A 22,883-nucleotide genomic window follows, 5' to 3' on the forward strand; every position below is an offset into this window, starting at 1 on the left:
CAACGCATTTGGCCCCACGGACCGAGCATGAACACCGAGCACCCACGCGACGTCGACCCGTCGATTACGGGCCAGCCGCACCAGGTGACGGGCAAAGTCCCGACCTGATGGGCATATATCGAGGACGCTTGGTAACCCGGTGAGCATGCCAGCGGCGGTACGAATTCTCGTACCGCCGCATTTCGTCGCGCCGCCGGCTCCCGTCCGCGCCGCCCGACCTATGCCGCTCCGCGCTGGAGCGCCTCGCAGACCGCCGTCGACTCGCGGGCGCCCAGTTCCACCGCTCTGCCGCAGTGCGCGATCCAGGCGGCCATGCCCTCGGGGGTGCCGGAGACGTAACCGTCGAGTGCCGTCAGGTAGGCCGCCCGCCCCAGCTCGGCGTGTCCGACCTCGGCGGCGCAGACCGACTTCGGGTCCAGACCGCTGCCGACCAGGACGATCCTCTCGGCCGCACGCGCGACCAGGCCGTTGTGCGAGGTGAAGGGGCGCAGGGCCAGGAGTTCGCCGTGCACGACGGCGGCGGTGACCAGCGCCGGCGCGGAGCCCCCCGCGATGACCAGCCCGGCCAGGCCGTCCAGGCGGCCGTGCGCCTCGGCGGCGCCCGGCAGCGGCAGTCCGACGAGCGGTTCGTCCACCGGCTCGCCCTCCTGCCGCGGCCGCCCCACCCGATCGTCCTTGTCCGCGGCCGCCACCAGGTGCAGCCGGGCCAGCACCCGCAGCGGGGACTGGCGCCAGATGGACAGCAGCTGGCCCGCCTCGGCGGTCAGCCGCAGGGCCGCGCCCACCGCGCGCGCCTCGTCGTCGCCGCTGAAGTCGGTCCGGCGGCGCACCTCCTCCAGCGCCCAGTCGGCACCGGACAGCGCCGCCGAACCCCGGGCGCCGCGCAGCGCCGCCTCGGACGTGATCTCGTTGCTGCGTCGCCGCATGATCCGGTGACCGTAGACCCGGTCCACGGCCTTGCGTACGGACTCCACGGTCTCGGCCACACCGGGCAGCGAGCCCAGGGCCGCGAGCGGATCGGCGGTCGCGCCTGTCGTACTCATGGGTACGACCCTACGCACCCCGACGCCCCGCCCCACGAATGAGTGGTCTTCTTCACGCACCTCCAGGCTCCCCTGCCACGTACAGCTATCAGTCCACTACTCTTGGTGAACATGAAAATTGCTTTCGTCGGGAAGGGCGGCAGCGGCAAGACCACTCTGTCCTCCCTGTTCATCCGCCACCTCGCCGCCACCGGCGCACCCGTCGTCGCGATCGACGCCGACATCAACCAGCACCTGGGGGCCGCGCTGGGCCTCGACGAGGCGGAAGCGGCCCGGCTGCCCGCGATGGGCGACCACCTTCCGCTGATCAAGGACCACCTGCGCGGCACCAATCCGCGCATCGCCTCCGCCGACACGATGATCAAGACGACGCCGCCCGGCGACGGCTCGCGGCTGCTGCGGGTACGCGAGGACAACCCGGTCTACGAGACCTGCGCCCGGCCGGTGGAACTCGACGGCGGCACCGTCCGTCTGATGGTCACCGGGTCCTTCACCGAAGCCGACCTGGGAGTCGCCTGCTACCACTCCAAGACCGGAGCGGTGGAGCTGTGCCTGAACCACCTGGTCGACGGCCGTGACGAATACGTCGTGGTCGACATGACGGCGGGCTCGGACTCGTTCGCCTCCGGGATGTTCACCCGCTTCGACATCACGTTCCTCGTCGCCGAGCCGACCCGGAAGGGGGTCTCCGTCTACCGCCAGTACAAGGAGTACGCCCGTGACTTCGGCGTCACCCTGAAGGTCGTCGGCAACAAGGTGCAGGGGCAGGACGACCTCGACTTCCTGCGCGAGGAGGTCGGGGAGGACCTGCTGGTGACCGTCGGCCACTCGGACTGGGTGCGGGCCATGGAGAAGGGCCGCCCGCCGCGGTTCGAGCTCCTGGAGGACGCCAACCGCCGCGCGTTGCGGACGCTGCACACGGCCGCGGACGCGACGTACGGGCTGCGGGACTGGGAGCGTTACACGCGCCAGATGGTGCACTTCCACCTGAAGAACGCCCGGAGCTGGGGCAACGAGCGGACCGGGGCCGACCTCGCCGCGCAGGTCGACCCCGGGTTCGTCCTCGGCGAGGAGGTCGTCGCCCCGGCGTGACGCCTACCGCTCGGCCGCCGGCGCTCCGGGCACGCCCTTCGGCGCCGGCGCGGGGGCGGCCGACAGAAAGGACGCCCAGCCCTTCTCCGGGGCCTCGCCGACGCCCAGGGTGCGCAGCTTCTTCAGGATCTTCGGGTCCTGGGCGTCCAGCCAGTCCGCGAGCTGGCGGAAGGAGACACAGCGCACCTCCTCCTTGGTGCACACCTTCTCGACGACCTCCTCGACGGCCCGCATGTAGGTGCCGCCGTTCCACGACTCGAAGTGGTTGCCGATGATCAGCGGCGCGCGGTTGCCGTCGTAGGCCCGCCGGAAGCCCTGCAGCAGGCCGTCGCGCATCTGGTCACCCCAGAACTCGCGCTTGGCGGGGTCGCCCTGGGTGGCGGTGCCCGACTGGTTGACCATGAAGTTGTAGTCCATGGTGAGCTGTTCGAAGGTGTGCCCGGGGAACGGGACGAGCTGCATCGACAGGTCCCACAGTCCGTACTTCTTCTCGGGCCAGACCTGGTTGTTCACGCCGCTGCTGTCGTAGCGGAAGCCCATCCGGCTCGCGGCCCTCATGAAGTTCTCCTGGCCCTCCAGGCACGGGGTGCGGGCGCCGATCAGCTCCTTGTCGTAGTCGAAGGGCAACGGTGCGGCGTCCTTCAGGCCGGTGTTGGTCTTCCAGGTCTTCACGAACTGCTTGGCCTGGTCGATCTCGCTCTTCCACTCCTCGACGGACCACTCGCCGACCCCGCCCCCGGCGCCGCAGAAGTGACCGTTGAAGTGGGTGCCGATCTCGTTGCCCTCCAGCCACGCCTGCCGCAGCTGCGTGACGGTGTCGGTGATGCCCTCCTCGTCGTTGAAGCCGATGTCCGAGCGGCCCGGGGAGTGCTGCGGCGGCTGGTACAGGTCCTGCCTCTCCTCCGGCAGCATGTACACGCCACTCAGGAAGTACGTCATGGTGGCGTTGTTCTCCTTGGCCACCTTCCGGAAGTGGGAGAACAGCTTCTGGCTGTCCTCACCGGCCCCGTCCCACGAGAACACCACGAACTGCGGAGGCTTCTGACCGGGCTTGAGGCGCTCGGGCCGGGGCAGGTGCGGCTGTGCGCCGGTGTACGCCGTCGAGCCGTCACCGATCAGCCGCACCACGCTCCCGGGCGCCGGCGCCCCTTTCCCTTTCTCCTTCTGCGGGCCGTGCGCCCCTTGGCCGGAATGGTTGCCGCTACTGCCGATCGCGCAGCCGGCGAACGACGCGGCGCAGACCGCGGCGACCACGGCGCGCGCGGCGATCCTGCGGGTGGCGGCCATGTTCCGCCCACCTTCTTCCTTCTCTCGGGCCAACGCCGACGAGGGCGATGTCGGGTGCTGTACCGGGACGTGCCGTCAGCGCCGCCAAGGTGGCACGAGACCGAGAAGGAATTAATACGACAAGCCGATGAAAAGACCGATTCACCCACTAGAGCAGCTCACTACTCCATTCGCACGAAAAGTCTATGCCTCTCCTTTACTCTGAATTACGATCCGTTTACCGAACGCATTCATGGATGCATCCATGAATGCGTTCGCAGAGCGCCCGAGCGTCCCGCCGCTGTACGCCGTGACCCACGGCCGCGAACCGCCCCCGCCGAGCGGGGGTTCCCCCCTGACCGCGACCGCACAGCCCCGGAGGAGACGGGAAACATGTCAGCCTGCGTCCCCGCCCGCGCCGATTCGGCCCGGACCAAGCACGTCCACCCACCCCACAGCCCACCGCCCGAGCGCCCCGGACGCTTCCGCGTCGAGGGCGCCGACCTCTCGGCCGCGATCGCGGTCTTCCTGATCGCCCTCCCCCTCTCCCTGGGCATCGCCCTCGCCACCGGCGCCCCGCTCCAGGCCGGCCTCGTCGCCGCCGCCGTGGGCGGGATCGTCGTCGGCCGGCTCGGCGGCTGCCCGCTCCAGGTCAGCGGGCCTGCGGCAGGACTCACCGTGGTCACCGCCGACCTCATCCAGCGCTACGGATGGCGTACGACCTGTGCCATCACCGTTCTCGCCGGGCTCGCCCAGCTGGGGCTGGGCTGTGTGCGGGTGGCACGCACCGCCCTCGCCGTCAGCCCCGCCATCGTGCACGGCATGCTCGCCGGCATCGGCATCACCATCGCCGTGGCCCAGTTGCACATCGTCCTCGGCGGCACCCCGCAGAGCGCGGTCCCCGACAACCTGCGCGCACTGCCCGCCCAGTTGGGGAACGTCCAGCCCGCCGACCTGGCGGTGAGCGTGCTGACCCTGACCCTGCTGCTGCTCTGGCCCCGCCTCCCCGGCCGCGCCGGGCAGCTCCTGGGCAAGGTGCCCGCGGCCCTGGTCGCCGTCGCCGGCGCCACCGCGGTCGCCGTCCTCGCCGGACTCCGGCTGCCCAAGGTCGACCTGCCGTCCTGGAGCAGCCACGCCCTGGCCGCGCTGCCCGACGGTCCGGTGCTCGGCCTCGTCGCCGCCGTCCTCACCACCACGCTCGTGTGCAGCGTGCAGTCCCTGCTCGGCGCGGTCGCCGTGGACAAGCTCGTCGCCGCCCGGCCGGGTCCGGCCCGCCGCGTCGAACGGTCCGACCTGGACCGCGAACTGCTCGGCCAGGGCGCCGCCAACGTCGTCTCCGGAACGCTCGGCGGCCTACCCATCGCCGGTGTGGCCGTGCGCAGTACCGCCAATGTGCACGCGGGCGCCGTCAGCCGGAACTCCACGATGCTGCACGGCGTTCTCGTAGTGATCGCCACGCTGCTGATGGTCCCGGCCCTGGAGCTCATCCCGCTCGCCTCGCTCGCCTCCCTGGTCATGGCCGTCGGCCTCAAGATGGTGTCCCTGAACCACATCCGCACGGTGACCCGCCACCGCGAGGTGCTGGTCTACGCGGTCACCACCTGCGGCGTGGTGTTCCTCGGCGTCCTGGAGGGCGTCGCCCTGGGCATCGCCGCGGCCGTCGGTGTCGCCCTGCACCGGCTGACCCGCACCCGCATCACACACACCGAGACGGAAGGCGTCCATCACGTACACGTCCGCGGCCAGTTGACGTTCCTGGCGGTGCCGCGGCTCAGCAGAGTCCTGCACCACGTGCCCCACGGAGCGGATGCCGTCGTGGAGTTGGACGGGTCGTTCATGGACCACGCGGCGTACGAGACGCTGCAGGACTGGCAGAAGACGCACACCGCGCAGGGTGGCTCCGTCGAGGTCACCGGCCGCCGCCCCGGTCTGCGCATCTCCGAGCCGGCCGGCACCGACGGCTGCCGCTGCCGCCCCTGGACGCCCTGGCGCAACCACCAGTGCGAACGCCCGCGGACGGCGCCCGCGCCCCCGCCCGGCGGTGCTCGGCGACCCGGCGGCGACCAGCGGTCCGGGACCGACGGTCCCGGTGGGCCCCGGGGGACCGACGGCGCCGAGGGCACGACCGGGACCGGCGAGCCGGTGGGCCCCGGCAGCCACCGCAGAGCCGGCGGACCCGTCGGGCCCGGCGGCCCCGGCGGCCCGAGCACGTCCAGCGCGCGCGACCTGGCACGCGGCATCAGCGCGTTCCACCGCAACACCGCCCCGCTGGTGCGCGGCGAGCTGGCCCGGCTGGCACGCGAAGGACAGCAGCCCTCCCAGCTCTTCCTCTCCTGCGCCGATTCCCGGCTGGTCACGTCGATGATCACTTCCAGCGGCCCCGGCGACCTCTTCGTGGTGCGCAACGTGGGCAACCTCGTGCCCCTGCCCGGCGAGGAGAGCGGGGACGACTCGGTCGCCGCCGCGATCGAGTACGCCGTGGACGTGCTGAAGGTGCGGTCCATCACGGTGTGCGGCCACTCGGGGTGCGGTGCCGTGCAGGCGTTGCTCAGCACCGGCCCCAGGGAGGCGCGGACGCCGCTCGAGCGGTGGCTGCGGCACGGGGCACCGAGCCTGCGCCGCCTGTCCGAGGACGAGGACTCCTGGATCCGGCTGGCGGGACGGCGGCCCGCCGACGCGGCCGAGCGGCTCTGCCTGGCCAACGTGGTCCAGCAACTGGAGCACCTGCGCGCCCACGCGTCGGTGTCCCGGGCCCTGGGCGACGGGGAGCTGGAACTGCACGGCATGTACTTCCACGTGGGCGAGGCCCAGGCATACCTGCTGACCGAGGAGGACGGGAGCGGGCGGTTCGAACTGGTGCGGGAGACCGACCTGACCGCCTGAGCCGTACGGCCGCCGGCGGCGCGGGGTGTGAGAGGCGTTACACACGCTGAACCCCGCGCCGTCGGTGCCCGTGGGTACGGATGACCACTGGCCACGGAGTCGGCGGACGACCTAACAGGTCTAAACCAATTGTCCGTCGACCCTTGTCACCGGCCCCCCGGGTCTGATGAGGTGTGGCCTGGGACACAACGGACAACCCTGAGAAAGGGAGATGTCGTGAGCAACGATTCCTTGGCCAACCTCCTGAAGGAGGAGCGACGCTTCGCGCCGCCCGCTGACCTGGCCGCGAACGCCAACGTCACGGCGGAGGCGTACGAACAGGCCAAGGCTGACAGGCTCGGCTTCTGGGCCGAGCAGGCCCGCCGACTGACCTGGGCGCAGGAGCCGACCGAGACCCTGGACTGGTCGAACCCGCCGTTCGCCAAGTGGTTCAAGGACGGCAAGCTCAACGTCGCCTACAACTGCGTCGACCGCCACGTCGAGGCCGGCCACGGCGACCGCGTCGCCATCCACTTCGAGGGCGAGCCCGGCGACAGCCGCGCCATCACCTACGCCCAGCTCAAGGACGAGGTCTCCAAGGCCGCGAACGCCCTGCTGGAGCTGGGTGTGCGCAAGGGCGACCGGGTCGCCGTCTACATGCCGATGATCCCGGAGACGGCGATCGCCATGCTGGCCTGCGCCCGGATCGGCGCCGCCCACTCGGTCGTCTTCGGCGGCTTCTCCTCCGACGCGCTCGCGACCCGCATCCAGGACGCCGACGCCCGCGTCGTCATCACCTCCGACGGCGGCTACCGGCGCGGCAAGCCCTCCGCGCTCAAGCCCGCCGTCGACGAGGCCGTCGAGCGCGCGGGCAGCGTCGAGCACGTCCTCGTCGTCCGCCGCACGGGGCAGGACGTCGCCTGGGACGACTCCCGCGACAAGTGGTGGCACGAGACCGTCGACCGGCAGTCCGCCGAGCACACGCCGGAGGCGTTCGACGCCGAGAACCCGCTGTTCATCCTGTACACGTCCGGCACGACGGGCAAGCCCAAGGGCATCCTGCACACCTCCGGCGGCTACCTCACGCAGACGGCGTACACGCACTGGGCGGTCTTCGACCTCAAGCCGGAGACCGACGTCTACTGGTGCACCGCCGACGTCGGCTGGGTCACCGGGCACTCGTACATCGTCTACGGCCCGCTCGCCAACGGCGCGACCCAGGTGATGTACGAAGGCACCCCGGACACCCCGCACCAGGGCCGCTTCTGGGAGATCGTGCAGAAGTACGGCGTGACGATCCTCTACACCGCGCCCACCGCGATCCGGACGTTCATGAAGTGGGGCGACGACATCCCCGCGAAGTTCGACCTGTCCTCCCTGCGCGTCCTCGGCTCGGTGGGCGAGCCGATCAACCCCGAGGCGTGGATCTGGTACCGCAGGACCATCGGCGCGGACGCCACCCCCGTCGTCGACACCTGGTGGCAGACCGAGACCGGCGCGATGATGATCTCGCCGCTGCCCGGCGTCACCGAGGCCAAGCCGGGCTCCGCCCAGCGCCCGCTGCCCGGTATCTCCGCCACCGTCGTCGACGACGAGGCGAACGAGGTCCCGAACGGCGGTGGCGGCTACCTGGTCCTCACCGAGCCGTGGCCGTCGATGCTGCGCACCATCTGGGGCGACGACCAGCGGTTCATCGACACGTACTGGTCGCGCTTCGAGGGCAAGTACTTCGCGGGCGACGGCGCCAAGAAGGACGACGACGGCGACGTCTGGCTCCTCGGCCGCGTGGACGACGTGATGCTCGTGTCCGGGCACAACATCTCCACCACCGAGGTCGAGTCGGCGCTCGTCTCCCACCCGTCGGTCGCCGAGGCGGCCGTCGTCGGCGCGGCGGACGAGACCACCGGCCAGGCCATCGTGGCGTTCGTGATCCTGCGCGGCACGGCCGCGGAGAGCGAGGACCTGGTCACCGAGCTGCGCAACCACGTCGGCGCCACCCTCGGGCCGATCGCCAAGCCCAAGCGGATCCTGCCGGTGGCCGAGCTGCCGAAGACCCGCTCGGGCAAGATCATGCGCCGCCTGCTGCGCGACGTGGCGGAGAACCGCGCCCTGGGCGATGTCACCACCCTGACCGACAGCGGTGTGATGCAGCTCATCCAGGACAAGCTCCCGGCGGCGCCCAGCGAGGACTGATCCTCGGGCCCGGTCCGCAGGACTGAACCGGCCGGCCCAGGGGCACCCGGCGGGAGATCCCGCCGGGTGCCCCTTCGCACGGGGGCGCCCCGGGACGGGAGCACCGACAGCCCGTTCGCGCCGGAGCGGTCCGTTAGGTAAGCTAAGGAACACGTCAGAGTCATCACAAGATCTTCATGGTGCGCCGGGAAGTCTGGTCGGCACGTGTTCCGTGCTGCCCACCGACCGGAGGTCCCACCATGTCGTCGCCCCACACCCCCCGCAAGGCCTTCGGCCGGCTGTCCCTCCTGGAGCGGACCTACCTCACGGACGCACTGCGCACCGAGACCGTCGGCGGAGTCCTGCTGCTCGCCGCCGCCGTCGCCGCCCTGATCTGGGCGAACGTCCCGGCGCTCCACGACAGCTACGAGAGCGTCAGCCACTTCCACTTCGGCCCCGGGGCCCTCGGCCTGAACCTGTCCGTCGAGCACTGGGCGGCGGACGGACTGCTGGCCGTCTTCTTCTTCGTCGCCGGGATCGAGCTCAAACGGGAGCTGGTGGCCGGCGAACTCAAGGACCCGAAGGCCGCCGCGCTTCCCGTGGTGGCGGCCCTGTGCGGCATGGCCGTACCGGCGGTCGTCTACACGCTCACCGGCGCCGCGGGCGGCGGTTCCCTGGCCGGCTGGGCCGTGCCCACCGCGACCGACATCGCCTTCGCGCTCGCCGTGCTCGCCGTCATCGGCACGTCCCTGCCCAGTGCCCTGCGCGCCTTCCTGCTGACGCTCGCCGTCGTCGACGACCTCTTCGCCATCCTGATCATCGCGGTCTTCTTCACCGACGACCTGAACTTCGCCGCGCTCGGCGGCGCGGCCGTCGGCCTCGCCGTCTTCTGGCTGCTGCTCCGCAAGGGCATACGCGGCTGGTACGTGTACGTCCCGCTCGGCCTCGTCGTCTGGGGCCTGATGTACAACAGCGGCATCCACGCCACCATCGCCGGCGTCGCGATGGGCCTGATGCTGCGCTGCCACACCCGCGAGGGCGAGGAGCACTCCCCCGGTGAGCGCATCGAGCACCTCGTGCGCCCGCTGTCGGCCGGCTTGGCGGTGCCGCTGTTCGCGCTGTTCAGTGCGGGTGTCTCCCTGTCGGGCGGCGCGCTGGCCGACGTGTTCACCAGGCCGGAGACCCTCGGCGTCGTCCTCGGTCTCGTCGTCGGCAAGACGCTCGGCGTCTTCGGCGGCACCTGGCTCACCGCGCGTTTCACCCGGGCCTCGCTCAGCGACGACCTCGCCTGGGCCGACGTGTTCGCCGTGGCGACCCTGGCCGGCATCGGGTTCACCGTCTCCCTGCTCATCGGCGAGCTGGCCTTCGAGGGCGACGCGGCGATGACCGACGAGGTCAAGGCCGCCGTCCTGACCGGATCGCTCATCGCGGCGACCGTGGCGACCGTGCTGCTGAAGATCCGGAACACCAAGTACCGCCGCATGATCGAGGACGAGGAACGCGACGACGACCTCAGCGGCGTGCCGGACGTCTACGAGGAGGACGACCCGGCGTACCACCTGCGCATGGCGGCCATCCACGAGCGGAAGGCCGCCGAGCACCGACGGATCGCCGAGGAGAAGGAGGCCGCGCGGCTTGCCGAAGTGCCGGGCGGGGCAGGCGACGAGGGCGACGGTCCGGCATGATCTGACGAGACGGTACAAAAGACGGGACCGTTCGCAGTCGGACGGAAGACGACGACCGCCACGCAACCGTACGCAGAAGAGCCAGCAGAAGAGGGAGACCGCGATGAGCGCACCCGACGGCAGCCCGGTCGGCACCGAACGCAGCATCGGCCAGCTGTTCGCCTCGGCGACCACCGAATTGTCGGCGCTGGTGCACGACGAGATCGCGCTGGCCAAGGCACAGCTGAGGCAGGACGTGAAGCGCGGGGCGACCAGCGGCGGCGCCTTCTCGCTGGCGGGTCTGCTCCTGGTGTTCTCGCTGCCGATGCTGAACTTCGCCCTGGCCTACGGGATCCGCACCTGGAGCGGCTGGAACCTCGCGGTCTGCTTCCTGCTGTCCTTCGCGGCGAACGTCCTGATCGCCGGCCTCCTCGCGCTGATCGGCGTCTCCTTCGCCAAGAAGGCCAAGAAGGGCCGCGGGCCGCAGAAGGTCGCCGCCTCGGTGAAGCAGTCGGCGGGCGTCCTGCAGAACGCCAAGCCGCACCCGCGCCCGGAGCTCCCGGCCGACCGGTCCCCCGAGGCCATCGAGGCTGTGGCACGCTCGTCCTCATGACGGATCCGGCCACTCCATCGGCGCAGTCCACCTCGGTCGTACGACTCGGTGTCCCCGGCGGGCGGGACGTGACCCACCGGGACGTCGCCGCCAACGGCGCCCGCTTCCACATCGCCGAGCTCGGCGACGGACCGCTGGTGCTGCTGCTGCACGGTTTCCCGCAGTTCTGGTGGACCTGGCGGCACCAGCTGACGGCGCTGGCCGACGCCGGTTTCCGCGCGGTCGCGATGGACCTGCGCGGTGTCGGCGGCAGCGACCGCACGCCGCGCGGCTACGACCCCGCCGGTCTCGCCCTGGACATCACCGGCGTGATCCGCTCGCTCGGCGAGCCGGACGCCGCGCTGGTCGGCCACGACCTGGGCGGCTACCTGGCCTGGACGGCCGCGGCGATGCGGCCCAAGCTCGTGCGGCGGCTCGCGGTGTCGTCGATGCCGCACCCGAGGCGCTGGCGCTCGGCCATGCTCGGGGACGTCCGCCAGACCCGGGCGGGCTCGTACATCTGGGGCTTCCAGCGCCCCTGGATCCCGGAGCGGCAGCTGACCGCGGACGACGGCGCGCTGGTCGGCCGGCTGATCCAGGACTGGTCGGGGCCGCGGCTGCCGGACGACGAGGCCGTGGAGGCCTACCGCCGGGCCATGTGCATCCCGTCCACGGCGCACTGCTCCGTCGAGCCGTACCGCTGGATGGTCCGCTCCCTGGCCCGTCCCGACGGCATCCAGTTCTACCGCCGCATGAAGCGGCCGGTACGCGTGCCGACGCTGCATCTGCACGGTTCGCTGGACCCGGTGATGCGGACGCGGAGCGCGGCGGGCTCCGGACAGTACGTCGAAGCTCCGTACCGCTGGCGGCTGTTCGACGGACTCGGGCACTTCCCGCACGAAGAGGATCCGGTCGCCTTCTCCGCCGAACTGATCAACTGGCTGAAGGATCCCGAACCCGATCGGTGACCGAACGGCCGCACCTGGTGGCCGAACCGGAATGCTTGTCCTATGAACGGCCACTTGCCCGGCGCATAGGCCAATTGGGCGCCCCAGGAGCGGTTATCGACCTTGGGGCGGGGGCACACGTCCGGGTATGGGCTGGACGCACGACTACAGTGACGTAGCACGCGACGGCCGCTCCACGAGCGGCGCGAGCACCCACCGACGCGGCAGCACCCCGCAACTGACGGGGACGGATCCACGGGTGGGCATTCCGCGCATTCTGCGCCGCCGGGCCCGCTGGGTCTCCGTACGCCTGCGTCATCCGCGCACCTGAGCACCGCGCGGTCCGCGTCCGCGGAGCCGGACCCTCCTAGAGCGCGCAGCTGTCGCTGTCCACCTGCTGGCCGGCGGCGCGGCCCTCGGCGATGTCCTCGCGGATCTCGTCCGCGGTGAGCGCGTAGCCGGTGTCCGGGTCGTCGAGGGACTTGGCGAAGACCACGCCGTAGACCTCGCCCTCGGGGGTCAGCAGCGGGCCGCCGGAGTTGCCCTGACGGACGGTCGCGAAGAGCGAGTAGACGTCGCGGCGGACCGTGTCGCGGTGGTAGATGTCCGGGCCGCTGGCCGTGATGCGCCCGCGCACACGCGCGGCGCGCACGTCGTACGCCCCGTTCTCCGGGAAGCCCGCGACGATGGCGTCGTCGTCCCTGTTGGCGTCCTCGTCCGTGAACCGCAGTGCGGGGGCCCGCAGTTCCGGCACGTCGAGTACGGCGATGTCGCGCTTCCAGTCGTAGAGGACGACCGTCGCGTCGTACTTTCGGCCCTCGCCGCCTATCTGCACGGTGGGTTCGTCGACGCCGCCCACCACGTGGGCGTTGGTCATCACACGGCGCTCGGCGAAGACGAACCCGGTGCCCTCCAGGACCTTGCCGCAACCGGTGGCCGTGCCCACCACCTTGACGATGGAACGCTTGGCGCGGGTGGCGACGGGGCTGCCCGCGAGCGCCGGGTCGGGCGGCTGGACGTCGGTGATCGGCTCGTTGGAGAACGGGCTGAAGACCTGGGGGAAGCCGTTCTGCGCGAGGACGGAGGAGAAGTCCGCGAACCAGGTGTCCGCCTGCGCGGGCAGCGCCCGGGAGACGCCCAGCAGCACCTTGGAGCTGCGGACCTCCTTGCCGAGCGTCGGCAGCGTGGTGCCGGCGAGGGCGGAGCCGATGAGCCAGGCGACGAGCAGCATGGCGACGACGTTGACCAGGGCGCCGCCGGTGGCGTCCAGGGCACGGGCCGGGGACCAAGTGATGTACCGGCGCAGCTTGTTGCCCAGGTGCGTGGTCAGGGCCTGGCCGACGGAGGCACAGATGATGACGACGACGACCGCGACGACCGCGGCGGTGGTGCTCACCTCCGCGTTGTCCGTCAGGGCGTCCCAGACGACCGGGAGCAGATAGACGGCGACGAGACCGCCGCCGAGGAAGCCGATCACGGACAGGATGCCGACCACGAAGCCCTGGCGGTAGCCGACGATCGCGAACCAGACGGCGGCCAGCAGCAGCAGGATGTCCAGCACGTTCACTGATTCAGGCCTCGCCTCGTCGTCCTACGCTCACACCGGTCACCCTGTCATGACCGCCAGTCCAGCGGGACCTGCTTGTCCCTGTCCCAGGGCCGCTCCCAGCCCGCGAAGTGCAGCAGGCGGTCGATGATCCCGGCGGTGAAACCCCATACCAGGGTCGATTCGACCAGGAATGCCGGTCCCCGGTGGCCGCGGGGGTGGACGGCGGTCACCCGGTTGGCCGGGTCCGTGAGATCGGCCACCGGGACCGTGAAGACCCGCGCCGTCTCGTTCGGATCGACGACGCCGACCGGGCTGGGCTCGCGCCACCAGCCGAGCACCGGCGTGACGACGAAGCCGCTGACCGGGATGTACAGCTTGGGCAGGGCCCCGAAGAGCTGCACCCCGGCCGGGTCGAGCCCGGTCTCCTCCTCCGCCTCGCGCAGGGCGGCCCGCAGCGGGCCCTCCCCCTGCGGATCACCGTCCTCCGGATCCAGGGAGCCGCCGGGGAACGAGGGCTGGCCCGCGTGCGAGCGCAGGGAGCCGGCCCGCTCCATGAGCAGCAGCTCGGGGCCGCGACCGCCCTCGGCTCCGCCCTCGCCGAACAGGATCAGCACGGCGGACTGCCGCCCGGCGCCGTCGGCCGGGGGGAGGAAGCGGCTCAGCTGTCCCGGCCGCACCGTCCGGACGGCCCGCGCCACCGGCTCCAGCCAGCCGGGCAGGCCCGCCTCGCTGAGCGCCACGCCCTGAGTGTTGCCCGCCCGCGTCATCGCCACCCCCGTTCTGCCGTGTCCAACGTCCGAGGCCCCCGAGATCGTTCCGTCATCCGGCCCCCAGCGGCGGCGCCGGGATGCCGCCCGCGTCCAGGTAGGCCTGCGGCGGCTTGAGCCGCTGGCCGGGGAGGCCGCCCTTCTCGTACTTCAGCAGCTTCTTCGCCTTCTCCGGATCCGTCTCGCCCTCGCCGTACGCCGGGCAGAGCGGGGCGATGGGGCAGGCCCCGCAGGCGGGCTTGCGGGCGTGGCAGATGCGGCGGCCGTGCCAGATCACGTGGTGGGACAGGTCCGTCCAGTCGCTCTTGGGGAACAGCGCGCCGACGGCGGCCTCGATCTTGTCCGGGTCGGTCTCCTCGGTCCACCGCCAGCGGCGCACCAGGCGCTGGAAGTGCGTGTCCACGGTGATGCCGGGACGGCCGAAGGCGTTGCCGAGGACGACGAAGGCGGTCTTGCGGCCGACGCCGGGCAGCTTGACGAGGTCCTCGAGGCGTCCGGGGACCTCACCGCCGAAGTCCTCGGTGAGGGCCTTGGAGAGCCCTATGACGGACCTGGTCTTGGCCCGGAAGAACCCGCACGGGCGGAGGATCCCCTCGACCTCCTCCGGGTCGGCGGCGGCCAGGTCCTCGGGGGTGGGGTAGCGGGCGAAGAGCGCGGGCGTCGTCTGGTTGACGCGCAGGTCGGTGGTCTGGGCGGAGAGCACCGTGGCCACCAGGAGCTGGAAGGGGTTCTCGAAGTCCAGTTCCGGGTGGGCGTACGGGTACACCTCGGCGAGCTCGCGGTCGATGCGGCGGGCGCGGCGGACCAGGGCGGTGCGCGACTCGCCCCGCGGGGACTTCGGGGCGGTGGTCTTCACGGGGGCGGCTCCTTCGGCCGCGGCGGCGGCCTTCGCCGGGACGGCGGCGGGCTTCCCGGCCGGCGCCCGCCTCTTGAGCGGCGCCGCCTTCCCGGCCGCTGCCGGCTTCTTCGCGGGGGCGGGCTTCCCGGCGGACGCCGGCTTCTTCGCGGGGGCGGGCTTCCCGGGCGCGGCCGGACCGTCTTCCGTGTTCTTCTTCAAGGCACCCTTCTCCACGGTCACTCGCTTGGCAGGTGCCGCCCTCTTTGCCGTTTTCGCCGTTTTCCTACCGCCATCGGGGCCCTGTTCGCCCACAGCGGAATCGCGACGTACCACCACCCGCGCAGCTCCCTAGGCCTGTGTTCTCACCGGCGATTTGGACACCCGGCCAGCCTACGACCCGGCACCGACATCCGCCCCGGACCCCGAAGACCGGCGTCCAATTGGACCCCTGCCGCGTACCCCAGGACATGTGTGCGGCATCCTTGTGACAGATCACACTGTTTGGACTGTCCGGCAAAATGGGCACCACGGACCCCTGATACACCGGGGGAACAAGATCCTCTGAGCCGGTCGACAAGGAGAGAACTCGTGGACGACGTTCTGCGGCGCAACCCGCTCTTCGCGGCGCTCGACGACGAACAATCCGCCGAGCTCCGCGCCTCCATGAGCGAGGTGACCCTCGCCCGCGGTGACTCGCTGTTCCACGAGGGCGACCCCGGAGACCGCCTCTACGTGGTCACGGAGGGCAAGGTCAAGCTCCACCGCACCTCCCCCGACGGCCGCGAGAACATGCTGGCCGTGGTCGGACCGAGCGAGCTGATCGGCGAGCTGTCGCTCTTCGACCCGGGCCCGCGCACGGCGACCGCCACCGCGCTGACCGAGGTCAAGCTGCTCGCCCTCGGCCACGGCGACCTCCAGCCCTGGCTGAACGTCCGGCCCGAGGTCGCCACCGCGCTGCTGCGCGCCGTCGCGCGCCGGCTGCGCAAGACCAACGACGCCATGTCGGACCTGGTCTTCTCGGACGTCCCCGGCCGCGTCGCCCGCGCCCTGCTGGACCTCTCCCGCCGCTTCGGCGTGCAGTCCGAGGAGGGCATCCACGTCGTGCACGACCTGACGCAGGAGGAGCTGGCCCAGCTGGTCGGCGCCTCCCGCGAGACGGTCAACAAGGCCCTCGCCGACTTCGCCCAGCGCGGCTGGCTGAGGCTGGAGGCCCGCGCCGTGATCCTGCTGGACGTGGAGCGGCTGGCCAAGCGCTCCCGCTGACGGACCTCAGTCGGGCAGCTGGATGAGGCCGTGCTCGCCCAGGTACTCCAGCTGCGCCCGCACCGACAGCTCCGCCGCCGGCCACAGTGAGCGGTCGACGTCCGCGTACACGTGGGCGACGACCTCGTCCGGCGTCCGGTAGCCGTCCTCCACCGCCGTCTCGACCTGGGCGAGGCGGTGGGCCCGGTGGGCGAGGTAGAACTCGACGGCGCCCTGGGCGTCGTCCAGGACCGGCCCGTGACCGGGCAGCACCGTGCGCACGCCGTCGTCGGCCGTGAGCGACCTGAGCCTGCGCAGGGAGTCCAGGTAGTCGCCGAGACGGCCGTCGGGGTGGGCCACCACCGTCGTACCGCGGCCCAGGACGGTGTCGCCCGTCAGGACCGCCCGGTCGGCCGGGAGATGGAAGCACAGGGAGTCCGCGGTGTGCCCCGGGGTCGGCACGACCCTCAGCTCCAGGCCGCCGACCGTGATCACGTCGCCCGCGGCCAGCCCCTCGTCGCCCAGGCGCAGCGCCGGGTCCAGCGCCCGCACGTGGGTGCGCGTCAGCTCCGCGAAGCGCGCGGCGCCCTCCGCGTGGTCCGGGTGACCGTGCGTCAGCAGGGTGAGCGCGACGCGCTTGCCCGCCCGCCCGGCGGTGTCGACGACGTTCCGCAGGTGGGTGTCGTCCAGCGGACCCGGGTCGACCACGACGGCCAGGTCCGAGTCGGGCTCGGCGAGGATCCACGTGTTCGTGCCGTCCAGCGTCATCGCGGAGGCGTTGGGCGCGAGGACGTTCACCGCGCGCGCGGTGGCGGGTCCCGAGAGGACCCCGCCGCGCGGCCGGCCGGGCAGTGCTGCTGCGTCCGTCATGCGAGGGATCCCCCGGTCGGGTCGGAAGGCGTGGCCGGCGCCGGCGTGGTGGCCGGGACGTGCTTGGTGAACTCGTCGTGCCCGGGCCAGGAGAGCACGATCTCGCCCTCGACCAGCCGTGCCCGGGCCAGTACGGGCGTCATGTCGCGGTCCGGCGCCGTCGCGAGCGCCTCGGCCGCCGTACCGCACTCCGCGAGCGCGCGCAGGGTCGCGACGGTCGGCGGCATCATCAGCAGCTCGCCCTTGTCGTACCCCGCCGCCGCCTCGGCCGGGGTGATCCACACCGTCCGGTCGGCCTCCGTGGAGGCGTTGCGCGTGCGCTGGCCCTCGGGGAGGGCGGCCACGAAGAACCACGTGTCGTAGCGCCGGGACTCGAACTCCGGGGTGATCCAGCGGGCCCAGGCGCCCAGCAGGTCGGAGCGCAGGACGAGGCCCCTGCGGTCCAGGAACTCCGCGAAGGACAGGTCCCGGGCGACCAGGGCGGCCCGGTCGGCCTCCCAGTCGTCGCCCGTGGTGTCGCCGGCCACCGAGTCGGCGGTGGGCCCGGCGAGCAGGACGCCCGCCTCCTCGTACGTCTCCCGCACGGCCGCGCAGACGATCGCCTGGGCGCCCGCCTCGTCGACGCCCAGCCGGTCCGCCCACCACGCGCGCGTGGGCCCCGCCCAGCCGATGTCGCGGTCGTCGTCACGCGGGTCGACCCCGCCGCCCGGGTACGCGTACGCACCCCCGGCGAACGCCATGGAGGTGCGGCGGCGCAGCATGTGGACCGCGGTGCCGGTGCCGGTGTCCTTCAGGAGCATGACGGTCGCCGCGCGCCTCGGGGTGACCGGGGTGAGCGTGCCGTCCGCCAGCGCGCGGATGCGGTCCGGCCACTCCGGGGGGTGCCACTGCCCATTCGCCATGGCCGGAGGCTATCCGGTGACGGGCGGATGTTCGAGTGGCCCCCGGGACCGGACGGGCGTCACCCGGGGAGGGCGGCCAGCCAGTCGGTGAGCAACCGGTTCGTCTCCTCGGGGCGCTCCTGCTGGAGCCAGTGACCGCAGCCCTCGACGATGTGCGACGCGGTCAGGCCGGGCAGGGTGGCCGGGAAGGCCGCGATCGCGTCGGACAGCCAGGTGGTGGAGGCGTCGAGGGCTCCGCCGAGGAACAGGGACGGCTGGGTGACCGGGGCGCCCTCGTGCGCCGCCAGGTCGGACCAGTCGCGGTCCATGCTGCGGTAGCGGTTGAGGGCACCCGTCAGGCCGGTGCGCTCGAACTCCCCGGCGTAGACGTCCAGGTCCTCCTCGGTGAGCCAGGAGGGCAGCCGGCCGTCGTCCGGGAAGCGGTCGCGCAGTCTGCCGCCGGGGGCGACGAAGTGCGGGTCGGGTGCGTCCGGCGCCGGCATCGTGTCGGCGGACAGGGCGGCGTAGAAGCCGGCCAGCCAGCCGCGCACGTCGGGCTCGATCTCCGCCTCCGCCCGGCCGGGCTCCTGGAAGTAGGAGACGTAGAACTCCTGCCCGGCGAAGGGACCGGCGGGGTCGCTCATGCCGGCGAAGACCTCGCTGGGCCTCGGCCCGCCGGGCGGGGTGTACGGCACGCTCAGCAGGCCGACCGCACGGAACACGTCGGGTCGCAGCAGCGCGGAGTGCGCGGCGACGGTCGCGCCCCAGTCGTGGCCGACGATCACCGCGGAGCGCTCGCCCAGGGCCTCCACCACGGCCACGTTGTCCGCCACCAGGTCGAGCATCCGGTACTCGTCCACCGCGTCGGGCCGCGAGGAGCGCCCGTAGCCGCGCACGTCGATCGCGGCGGCGCGGAAGCCCGCGGCGGCCAGGGCGGGGAGCTGGCGGCGCCAGGAGTACCAGGACTCGGGGAAGCCGTGGACCAGCAGGACCAGGGGTCCGCTGCCCTGCTCCACCAGGTGGGTCCGGCCCGCCGGTGACGGCACGATCCGGTGGACGGGGGGCTGGTCGGGCACGGGCGACTGCGGCATGACTCCTCCGGGCACGTCGGTCGGTACGGCGCCCCGGCGGCGGGACCGGACCCGGCGGACGCCGGTTCCCCGCCGTACGGGGCGCCGCGGCCATCCTGCGAGGCTGCCGGGCCGGGGGCCAGGCTTGTTGCCGGTTCGGCAAAGCGACGGGGGCGGGCCGGCGGCACGACGGGGGCCGGCGGCACGACGGGGGCCGGCGGCACGACGGGGGCCGGCGGTACCGGGTGGTCCGCGGGGAGCGGGGCTCGTACGGAGCGGGAGCAGGCCACCGCGGGCGGCACGGGGCCCGCCCGGCCACCGCCGACGCCCGGCACGCGGGGCGCCGGGTCCCGGCCCCGCCTCCCGGGGTGCGCCCGGCCGGAGCCGCCCGCGCCGCCGCGGATCAGGACCGGGTGAGCTCCACCTGGATCTCGACCTCCACCGGCGCGTCCAGCGGCAGCACCGCCACGCCGACCGCGCTGCGGGCGTGCACGCCCTTGTCGCCCAGGACCGCGCCGAGGAGTTCGCTGGCGCCGTTGACCACACCCGGCTGGCCGGTGAAGTCGGCCGCGGAGGCGACAAAACCGGTGACCTTGACCACGCGCGCGATGCGGTCGAGGTCGCCGGCGACGGACTTCACCGCGGCGAGGGCGTTCAGCGCGCACGTGCGTGCCAGGTCCTTGGCCTCCTCCGGCGTGACCTCGCCGCCCACCTTGCCGGTGACGGAGAGCTTGCCGTCCACCATGGGGAGCTGGCCGGAGGTGTAGACGTACGGGCCGGACTGCACGGCCGGCTGGTAGGCGGCCAGCGGCGGGACGACCTCGGGCAGCGTCAGGCCGAGCTCGGCCAGCTTCTCCTCGACGGCGCTCATGCCTGCTTCTCCCGCTTCAGGTAGGCCACGAGCTGCTCGGGGTTGTTCGGCCCGGGCACGACCTGGACGAGCTCCCAGCCGTCCTCGCCCCAGGTGTCCAGGATCTGCTTCGTGGCGTGGACGAGCAGCGGCACGGTTGCGTATTCCCACTTGGTCATGTGGGCGACTCTAGCCGCTGCCCGGGGCCCGGCAGACGGCCGACCGCGGCCACGTTCTCCACAGTCACCGGCGTACTCCGCGGGCGGACTGGTTACGCTCGAATACGTGAGCAGGCTCCAGGTCGTCAGCGGCAAGGGCGGAACCGGCAAGACCACGGTGGCCGCGGCCCTCGCGCTGGCCCTGGCCACCGAGGGGAAGCGCGCGCTTCTCGTCGAGGTCGAGGGTCGCCAGGGCATCGCGCAGCTCTTCGAAACCGAAGCGCTGCCTTATGAGGAGCGGAAGATCGCCGTCGCTCCCGGGGGCGGGGAGGTGTACGCCCTCGCCATCGACCCCGAACTGGCCCTTCTGGACTACCTCCAGATGTTCTACAAACTGGGCAGCGCCGGACGGGCCCTGAAGAAGCTCGGCGCGATCGACTTCGCCACCACCATCGCGCCGGGGGTCAGGGACGTCCTGCTGACCGGCAAGGCCTGCGAGGCGGTGCGGCGCAAGGACAGGCACGGGCGGTTCGCGTACGACTACGTCGTCATGGACGCGCCCCCCACCGGGCGCATCACGCGCTTCCTCAACGTGAACGACGAGGTCGCCGGGCTCGCCAAGGTCGGCCCGATACACAATCAGGCACAGGCCGTGATGCGGGTGCTGAAGTCGCGGGAGACGGCCGTGCACCTGGTGACGCTGCTGGAGGAGATGCCGGTCCAGGAGACCGCGGACGGCATCGCCGAGCTGCGCGCGGCCCGGCTGCCGGTGGGACGGGTCGTGGTCAACATGGTCCGGCCCGCGCTGCTGGACGCGACCGATCTGGAACTGCTGCGGAGCACTCCGCGCACGGCGCTCGCGCGGTCCCTGTCCGGGGCCGGGCTCGGCGGGGCGCGGCGGGGCGGGCACGCCGAGCGGCTGGTGGACCCGCTGCTGGCGCAGGCCGGCGAGTACGCGGAGCGGTACGCGCTGGAGCAGGAGCAGCGGGCGGTCCTGGGCGCGCTGGACCTGCCGCTGCACGAACTGCCGCTGCTCGCCGAGGGAATGGACCTGGCGGGCCTGTACGAACTGGCCACCGAGCTGCGGAAGCAGGGGATCGCATGAGTCCGGAACCGGACCGGCGGGGAGAGGGCGGACGTCGTCTGTCCGCCGCGCGCGTGCTGGACGTCGATCCGCTGCTGGAGGACCCGAGGACGCGCATCGTGGTGTGCTGCGGCTCGGGCGGTGTCGGCAAGACGACCACCGCGGCGGCCCTCGGCCTGCGCGCGGCCGAGCGGGGGCGCAAGGTGGTCGTCCTCACCATCGACCCGGCCCGGCGGCTCGCCCAGTCGATGGGCATCGACTCGCTCGACAACACCCCGCGCCGGGTGAAGGGCGTCGACGACTCGGCGGGCGGCGAGCTGCACGCCATGATGCTCGACATGAAGCGCACCTTCGACGAGATCGTCGAGGCGCACGCGGATCCCGAGCGCGCGGCGGCGATCCTGCGCAACCCCTTCTACCAGTCGCTCTCGGCGGGCTTCGCGGGCACGCAGGAGTACATGGCGATGGAGAAGCTGGGGCAGCTGAGGGCGCGGGACGAGTGGGACCTCATCGTCGTCGACACGCCGCCGTCCCGCTCCGCGCTGGACTTCCTGGACGCGCCCAAGCGCCTCGGGTCGTTCCTGGACGGCAAGCTGATCCGCGTCCTGCTGGCCCCGGCGAAGGTCGGCGGCCGGGCCGGCATGAAGTTCCTGAACGTCGGCATGTCGATGATGACCGGTGTCCTCGGGAAGGTGCTCGGCGGGCAGTTCCTGAAGGACGTCCAGACGTTCGTGGCCGCGATGGACTCGATGTTCGGCGGGTTCCGCACCCGTGCGGACGCGACCTACAAGCTGCTCCAGGCGCCGGGGACGGCGTTCCTGGTGGTCGCGGCCCCGGAGCGGGACGCGCTGCGCGAGGCCGCGTACTTCGTGGAGCGGCTGGCGGCCGAGGACATGCCGCTGGCCGGTCTGGTGCTCAACCGCGTCCACGGCAGCGACGCCGACGGGCTGTCGGCCGAGCGCGCGCTCGCCGCCGCGGAAAATCTTGAGGATCCCCGCATTGTGGATCAGGACGACGGGAAAGCTGGAGTTCGTAACTCCCCCGACACGTCCGGCAGTTCCGATGCACCCGGCACCGAGGCCCCTGCCGGGACCCACGATCCCGATCCCCTGCCGTCGGCCGACGCGACGACGCCCGAGCGCGCCTCCGAGGACGCCCCCGGGGCTCCGGACACGCCGGAGCGTTCCGTCGACCAGCTCGCCGCGGGCCTGCTGAGGCTCCACGCGGACCGGATGCACCTGCTCTCCCGCGAGCAGCGCACGCGTGACCGCTTCACCGCGCGTCATCCCGAGGTGGCGGTCACCGAAGTGGCCGCGCTGCCCGGCGACGTACACGACCTGGCGGGGCTGCGGGACATCGGGGTCCGTCTCGCGACGGGCCGGTCCGAGCTGCCCGAGCCCGGTGCCTGATCCGACCGGGGCGTCCGCTTCCGAGGGGCGCCCCCGGCCGCCTCAGCCCACGGCCGCGTAGTTCTCGTAGACCTCGTCGTCGAGGGGCACGATGCCGGCCCCTCGTTCGTACTCCGTACGCGCCGTCTCCAGCAGTCGGCGCCAGGAGGTCACGGTGGGACGCCGGCGCAGCAGTGCGCGGCGCTCCCGCTCCGTCATGCCTCCCCACACGCCGAACTCGACGCGGTTGTCGAGCGCGTCGGCCAGGCACTCGGTCCGCACCGGACATCCGGTGCACACCGCCTTGGCCCTGTTCTGCGCTGCTCCCTGAACGAACAGTTCGTCCGGATCAGTAGTGCGGCAGGCGGCCTGCGCACTCCAGTCGGTTACCCAGCCCATACCGGCGCCGTCCTCTCCCGAATCGAGGCTCCCCCACGGCGGCAGCGGCATATTCACCGCCGCCAGTTGAGGACGTTACGGAAGGTGGGCACAGCGCAACACCCCCTTCGGGCCCAATCTTGAATGGCCCGAACGGACTATGCGTAAGC

At 72.2% G+C, this 22,883-nt stretch carries 21 protein-coding genes; 10 read left to right on the forward strand and 11 right to left on the reverse strand.

All coding sequences use genetic code 11. The features are described 5' to 3' along the window. Positions 1-218: 218 nt before the first annotated feature. Positions 219-1,043 (reverse strand): Fic family protein, encoded by an 825-nt coding sequence (locus ACZ4V6_RS07185; RefSeq protein WP_467823382.1) that lies wholly within the window; start codon positions 1,041-1,043, stop codon positions 219-221. A 111-nt stretch (positions 1,044-1,154) separates the two neighbouring features. On the opposite strand from ACZ4V6_RS07185, the gene ACZ4V6_RS07190 reads away from it, so the two are divergent. Beyond that, on the forward strand, positions 1,155-2,135 hold the full coding sequence (locus tag ACZ4V6_RS07190) for an ATP-binding protein (RefSeq protein WP_467823385.1): 981 nt from the start codon (positions 1,155-1,157) through the stop codon (positions 2,133-2,135). 3 nt (positions 2,136-2,138) lie between these two features. On the opposite strand, the gene ACZ4V6_RS07195 is transcribed toward ACZ4V6_RS07190, so the two are convergent. Beyond that, positions 2,139-3,422: a polysaccharide deacetylase family protein gene (locus tag ACZ4V6_RS07195; protein ID WP_467823387.1), complete on the reverse strand. Its 1,284-nt coding sequence runs from the start codon at positions 3,420-3,422 to the stop codon at positions 2,139-2,141. 372 nt (positions 3,423-3,794) lie between these two features. On the opposite strand from ACZ4V6_RS07195, the gene ACZ4V6_RS07200 reads away from it, so the two are divergent. From ACZ4V6_RS07200 to ACZ4V6_RS07225, 6 genes are all read left to right on the forward strand, one after another. Further along, positions 3,795-6,284 (forward strand): SulP family inorganic anion transporter, encoded by a 2,490-nt coding sequence (locus ACZ4V6_RS07200; protein WP_467823389.1) that lies wholly within the window; start codon positions 3,795-3,797, stop codon positions 6,282-6,284. A 216-nt stretch (positions 6,285-6,500) separates the two neighbouring features. Then, positions 6,501-8,456 carry an acetate--CoA ligase gene (acs, locus tag ACZ4V6_RS07205; RefSeq protein ID WP_467823392.1) on the forward strand — a complete coding sequence of 652 codons (1,956 nt, stop codon included), beginning with the start codon at positions 6,501-6,503 and terminating at the stop codon, positions 8,454-8,456. Positions 8,457-8,695: 239 nt separating this feature from the next. Next, on the forward strand, positions 8,696-10,120 hold the full coding sequence (gene nhaA / locus ACZ4V6_RS07210; RefSeq protein ID WP_467823394.1) for a Na+/H+ antiporter NhaA: 1,425 nt from the start codon (positions 8,696-8,698) through the stop codon (positions 10,118-10,120). A 103-nt stretch (positions 10,121-10,223) separates the two neighbouring features. Then, positions 10,224-10,712 (forward strand): phage holin family protein, encoded by a 489-nt coding sequence (locus ACZ4V6_RS07215; RefSeq protein WP_467823396.1) that lies wholly within the window; start codon positions 10,224-10,226, stop codon positions 10,710-10,712. Continuing rightward, positions 10,709-11,659, forward strand: coding sequence for an alpha/beta fold hydrolase (locus ACZ4V6_RS07220; protein WP_467823399.1), 951 nt, complete (start codon positions 10,709-10,711; stop codon positions 11,657-11,659). Before ACZ4V6_RS07215 ends, ACZ4V6_RS07220 begins: the two co-directional genes overlap by 4 nt. A 127-nt stretch (positions 11,660-11,786) precedes the next feature. Further along, positions 11,787-11,969 carry a hypothetical protein gene (locus tag ACZ4V6_RS07225; RefSeq protein WP_467823401.1) on the forward strand — a complete coding sequence of 61 codons (183 nt, stop codon included), beginning with the start codon at positions 11,787-11,789 and terminating at the stop codon, positions 11,967-11,969. Positions 11,970-12,005: 36 nt separating this feature from the next. Here the strand turns inward: ACZ4V6_RS07225 and ACZ4V6_RS07230 are convergent, their stop codons facing one another. The 3 genes from ACZ4V6_RS07230 to nth are packed head-to-tail and all read right to left on the reverse strand — an operon-like array spanning position 12,006 to position 15,026. Then, positions 12,006-13,205 (reverse strand): MarP family serine protease, encoded by a 1,200-nt coding sequence (locus ACZ4V6_RS07230; protein WP_467823403.1) that lies wholly within the window; start codon positions 13,203-13,205, stop codon positions 12,006-12,008. A gap of 47 nt (positions 13,206-13,252) precedes the next feature. Then, the gene (locus ACZ4V6_RS07235) at positions 13,253-13,954 is read right to left on the reverse strand and encodes an NUDIX hydrolase (RefSeq protein WP_467823406.1); all 702 of its coding nucleotides are present in this window, start codon (positions 13,952-13,954) and stop codon (positions 13,253-13,255) included. Between the two features lie 52 nt (positions 13,955-14,006). Further along, positions 14,007-15,026, reverse strand: coding sequence for an endonuclease III (gene nth, locus ACZ4V6_RS07240; protein WP_467823408.1), 1,020 nt, complete (start codon positions 15,024-15,026; stop codon positions 14,007-14,009). A 354-nt stretch (positions 15,027-15,380) separates the two neighbouring features. On the opposite strand from nth, the gene ACZ4V6_RS07245 reads away from it, so the two are divergent. Beyond that, on the forward strand, positions 15,381-16,055 hold the full coding sequence (locus ACZ4V6_RS07245; RefSeq protein WP_019329813.1) for a Crp/Fnr family transcriptional regulator: 675 nt from the start codon (positions 15,381-15,383) through the stop codon (positions 16,053-16,055). A gap of 6 nt (positions 16,056-16,061) precedes the next feature. Here the strand turns inward: ACZ4V6_RS07245 and ACZ4V6_RS07250 are convergent, their stop codons facing one another. From ACZ4V6_RS07250 to ACZ4V6_RS07270, 5 genes are all read right to left on the reverse strand, one after another. Then, positions 16,062-16,904 (reverse strand): MBL fold metallo-hydrolase, encoded by an 843-nt coding sequence (locus ACZ4V6_RS07250; protein WP_467823412.1) that lies wholly within the window; start codon positions 16,902-16,904, stop codon positions 16,062-16,064. Next, the gene (locus ACZ4V6_RS07255; RefSeq protein ID WP_467823414.1) at positions 16,901-17,806 is read right to left on the reverse strand and encodes an NUDIX hydrolase; all 906 of its coding nucleotides are present in this window, start codon (positions 17,804-17,806) and stop codon (positions 16,901-16,903) included. The genes ACZ4V6_RS07250 and ACZ4V6_RS07255 overlap by 4 nt, the downstream gene beginning before the upstream one ends. Positions 17,807-17,865: 59 nt before the next feature. Further along, complete coding sequence (locus tag ACZ4V6_RS07260; protein WP_467823417.1) at positions 17,866-18,876, reverse strand: alpha/beta fold hydrolase; 1,011 nt, start codon at positions 18,874-18,876, stop codon at positions 17,866-17,868. Between the two features lie 382 nt (positions 18,877-19,258). Beyond that, a complete protein-coding gene (locus tag ACZ4V6_RS07265) occupies positions 19,259-19,726 on the reverse strand; it encodes a RidA family protein (RefSeq protein ID WP_467823419.1) in 468 nt (155 codons plus the stop codon). Next, positions 19,723-19,884: a DUF4177 domain-containing protein gene (locus ACZ4V6_RS07270; RefSeq protein ID WP_003975360.1), complete on the reverse strand. Its 162-nt coding sequence runs from the start codon at positions 19,882-19,884 to the stop codon at positions 19,723-19,725. The genes ACZ4V6_RS07265 and ACZ4V6_RS07270 overlap by 4 nt, the downstream gene beginning before the upstream one ends. Positions 19,885-19,990: 106 nt before the next feature. Here ACZ4V6_RS07270 and bagA point away from each other — a divergent pair, with 106 nt between their 5' ends. Together bagA and bagB are read left to right on the forward strand one after the other, a co-directional pair. Then, positions 19,991-20,968, forward strand: a complete 978-nt coding sequence (bagA, locus tag ACZ4V6_RS07275; protein WP_467823422.1) for an ATPase BagA — start codon at positions 19,991-19,993, stop codon at positions 20,966-20,968. Continuing rightward, on the forward strand, positions 20,965-22,356 hold the full coding sequence (gene bagB, locus ACZ4V6_RS07280; RefSeq protein ID WP_467823424.1) for an ATPase BagB: 1,392 nt from the start codon (positions 20,965-20,967) through the stop codon (positions 22,354-22,356). The genes bagA and bagB overlap by 4 nt, the downstream gene beginning before the upstream one ends. A 42-nt stretch (positions 22,357-22,398) precedes the next feature. On the opposite strand, the gene wblA is transcribed toward bagB, so the two are convergent. Next, positions 22,399-22,734, reverse strand: coding sequence for a transcriptional regulator WblA (wblA, locus tag ACZ4V6_RS07285; RefSeq protein WP_350725767.1), 336 nt, complete (start codon positions 22,732-22,734; stop codon positions 22,399-22,401). Positions 22,735-22,883 lie beyond the last annotated feature (149 nt).

The organism is Streptomyces sp. NPDC029152, from assembly GCF_055564355.1.

Coding starts and splice junctions, on each gene's coding strand:
- ACZ4V6_RS07255 (WP_467823414.1), bottom strand. CDS start 17,806: ATGGCGAATGGGCAGTGGCACCCCCCGGAGTGGCCGGACCGCATCCGC.
- ACZ4V6_RS07250 (WP_467823412.1), bottom strand. CDS start 16,904: ATGACGGACGCAGCAGCACTGCCCGGCCGGCCGCGCGGCGGGGTCCTC.
- ACZ4V6_RS07260 (WP_467823417.1), bottom strand. CDS start 18,876: ATGCCGCAGTCGCCCGTGCCCGACCAGCCCCCCGTCCACCGGATCGTG.
- ACZ4V6_RS07265 (WP_467823419.1), bottom strand. CDS start 19,726: ATGAGCGCCGTCGAGGAGAAGCTGGCCGAGCTCGGCCTGACGCTGCCC.
- wblA (WP_350725767.1), bottom strand. CDS start 22,734: ATGGGCTGGGTAACCGACTGGAGTGCGCAGGCCGCCTGCCGCACTACT.
- ACZ4V6_RS07195 (WP_467823387.1), bottom strand. CDS start 3,422: ATGGCCGCCACCCGCAGGATCGCCGCGCGCGCCGTGGTCGCCGCGGTC.
- ACZ4V6_RS07235 (WP_467823406.1), bottom strand. CDS start 13,954: ATGACGCGGGCGGGCAACACTCAGGGCGTGGCGCTCAGCGAGGCGGGC.
- ACZ4V6_RS07200 (WP_467823389.1), top strand. CDS start 3,795: ATGTCAGCCTGCGTCCCCGCCCGCGCCGATTCGGCCCGGACCAAGCAC.
- nhaA (WP_467823394.1), top strand. CDS start 8,696: ATGTCGTCGCCCCACACCCCCCGCAAGGCCTTCGGCCGGCTGTCCCTC.
- ACZ4V6_RS07270 (WP_003975360.1), bottom strand. CDS start 19,884: ATGACCAAGTGGGAATACGCAACCGTGCCGCTGCTCGTCCACGCCACG.
- bagB (WP_467823424.1), top strand. CDS start 20,965: ATGAGTCCGGAACCGGACCGGCGGGGAGAGGGCGGACGTCGTCTGTCC.
- ACZ4V6_RS07185 (WP_467823382.1), bottom strand. CDS start 1,043: ATGAGTACGACAGGCGCGACCGCCGATCCGCTCGCGGCCCTGGGCTCG.
- ACZ4V6_RS07225 (WP_467823401.1), top strand. CDS start 11,787: ATGGGCTGGACGCACGACTACAGTGACGTAGCACGCGACGGCCGCTCC.
- ACZ4V6_RS07220 (WP_467823399.1), top strand. CDS start 10,709: ATGACGGATCCGGCCACTCCATCGGCGCAGTCCACCTCGGTCGTACGA.
- ACZ4V6_RS07215 (WP_467823396.1), top strand. CDS start 10,224: ATGAGCGCACCCGACGGCAGCCCGGTCGGCACCGAACGCAGCATCGGC.
- ACZ4V6_RS07190 (WP_467823385.1), top strand. CDS start 1,155: ATGAAAATTGCTTTCGTCGGGAAGGGCGGCAGCGGCAAGACCACTCTG.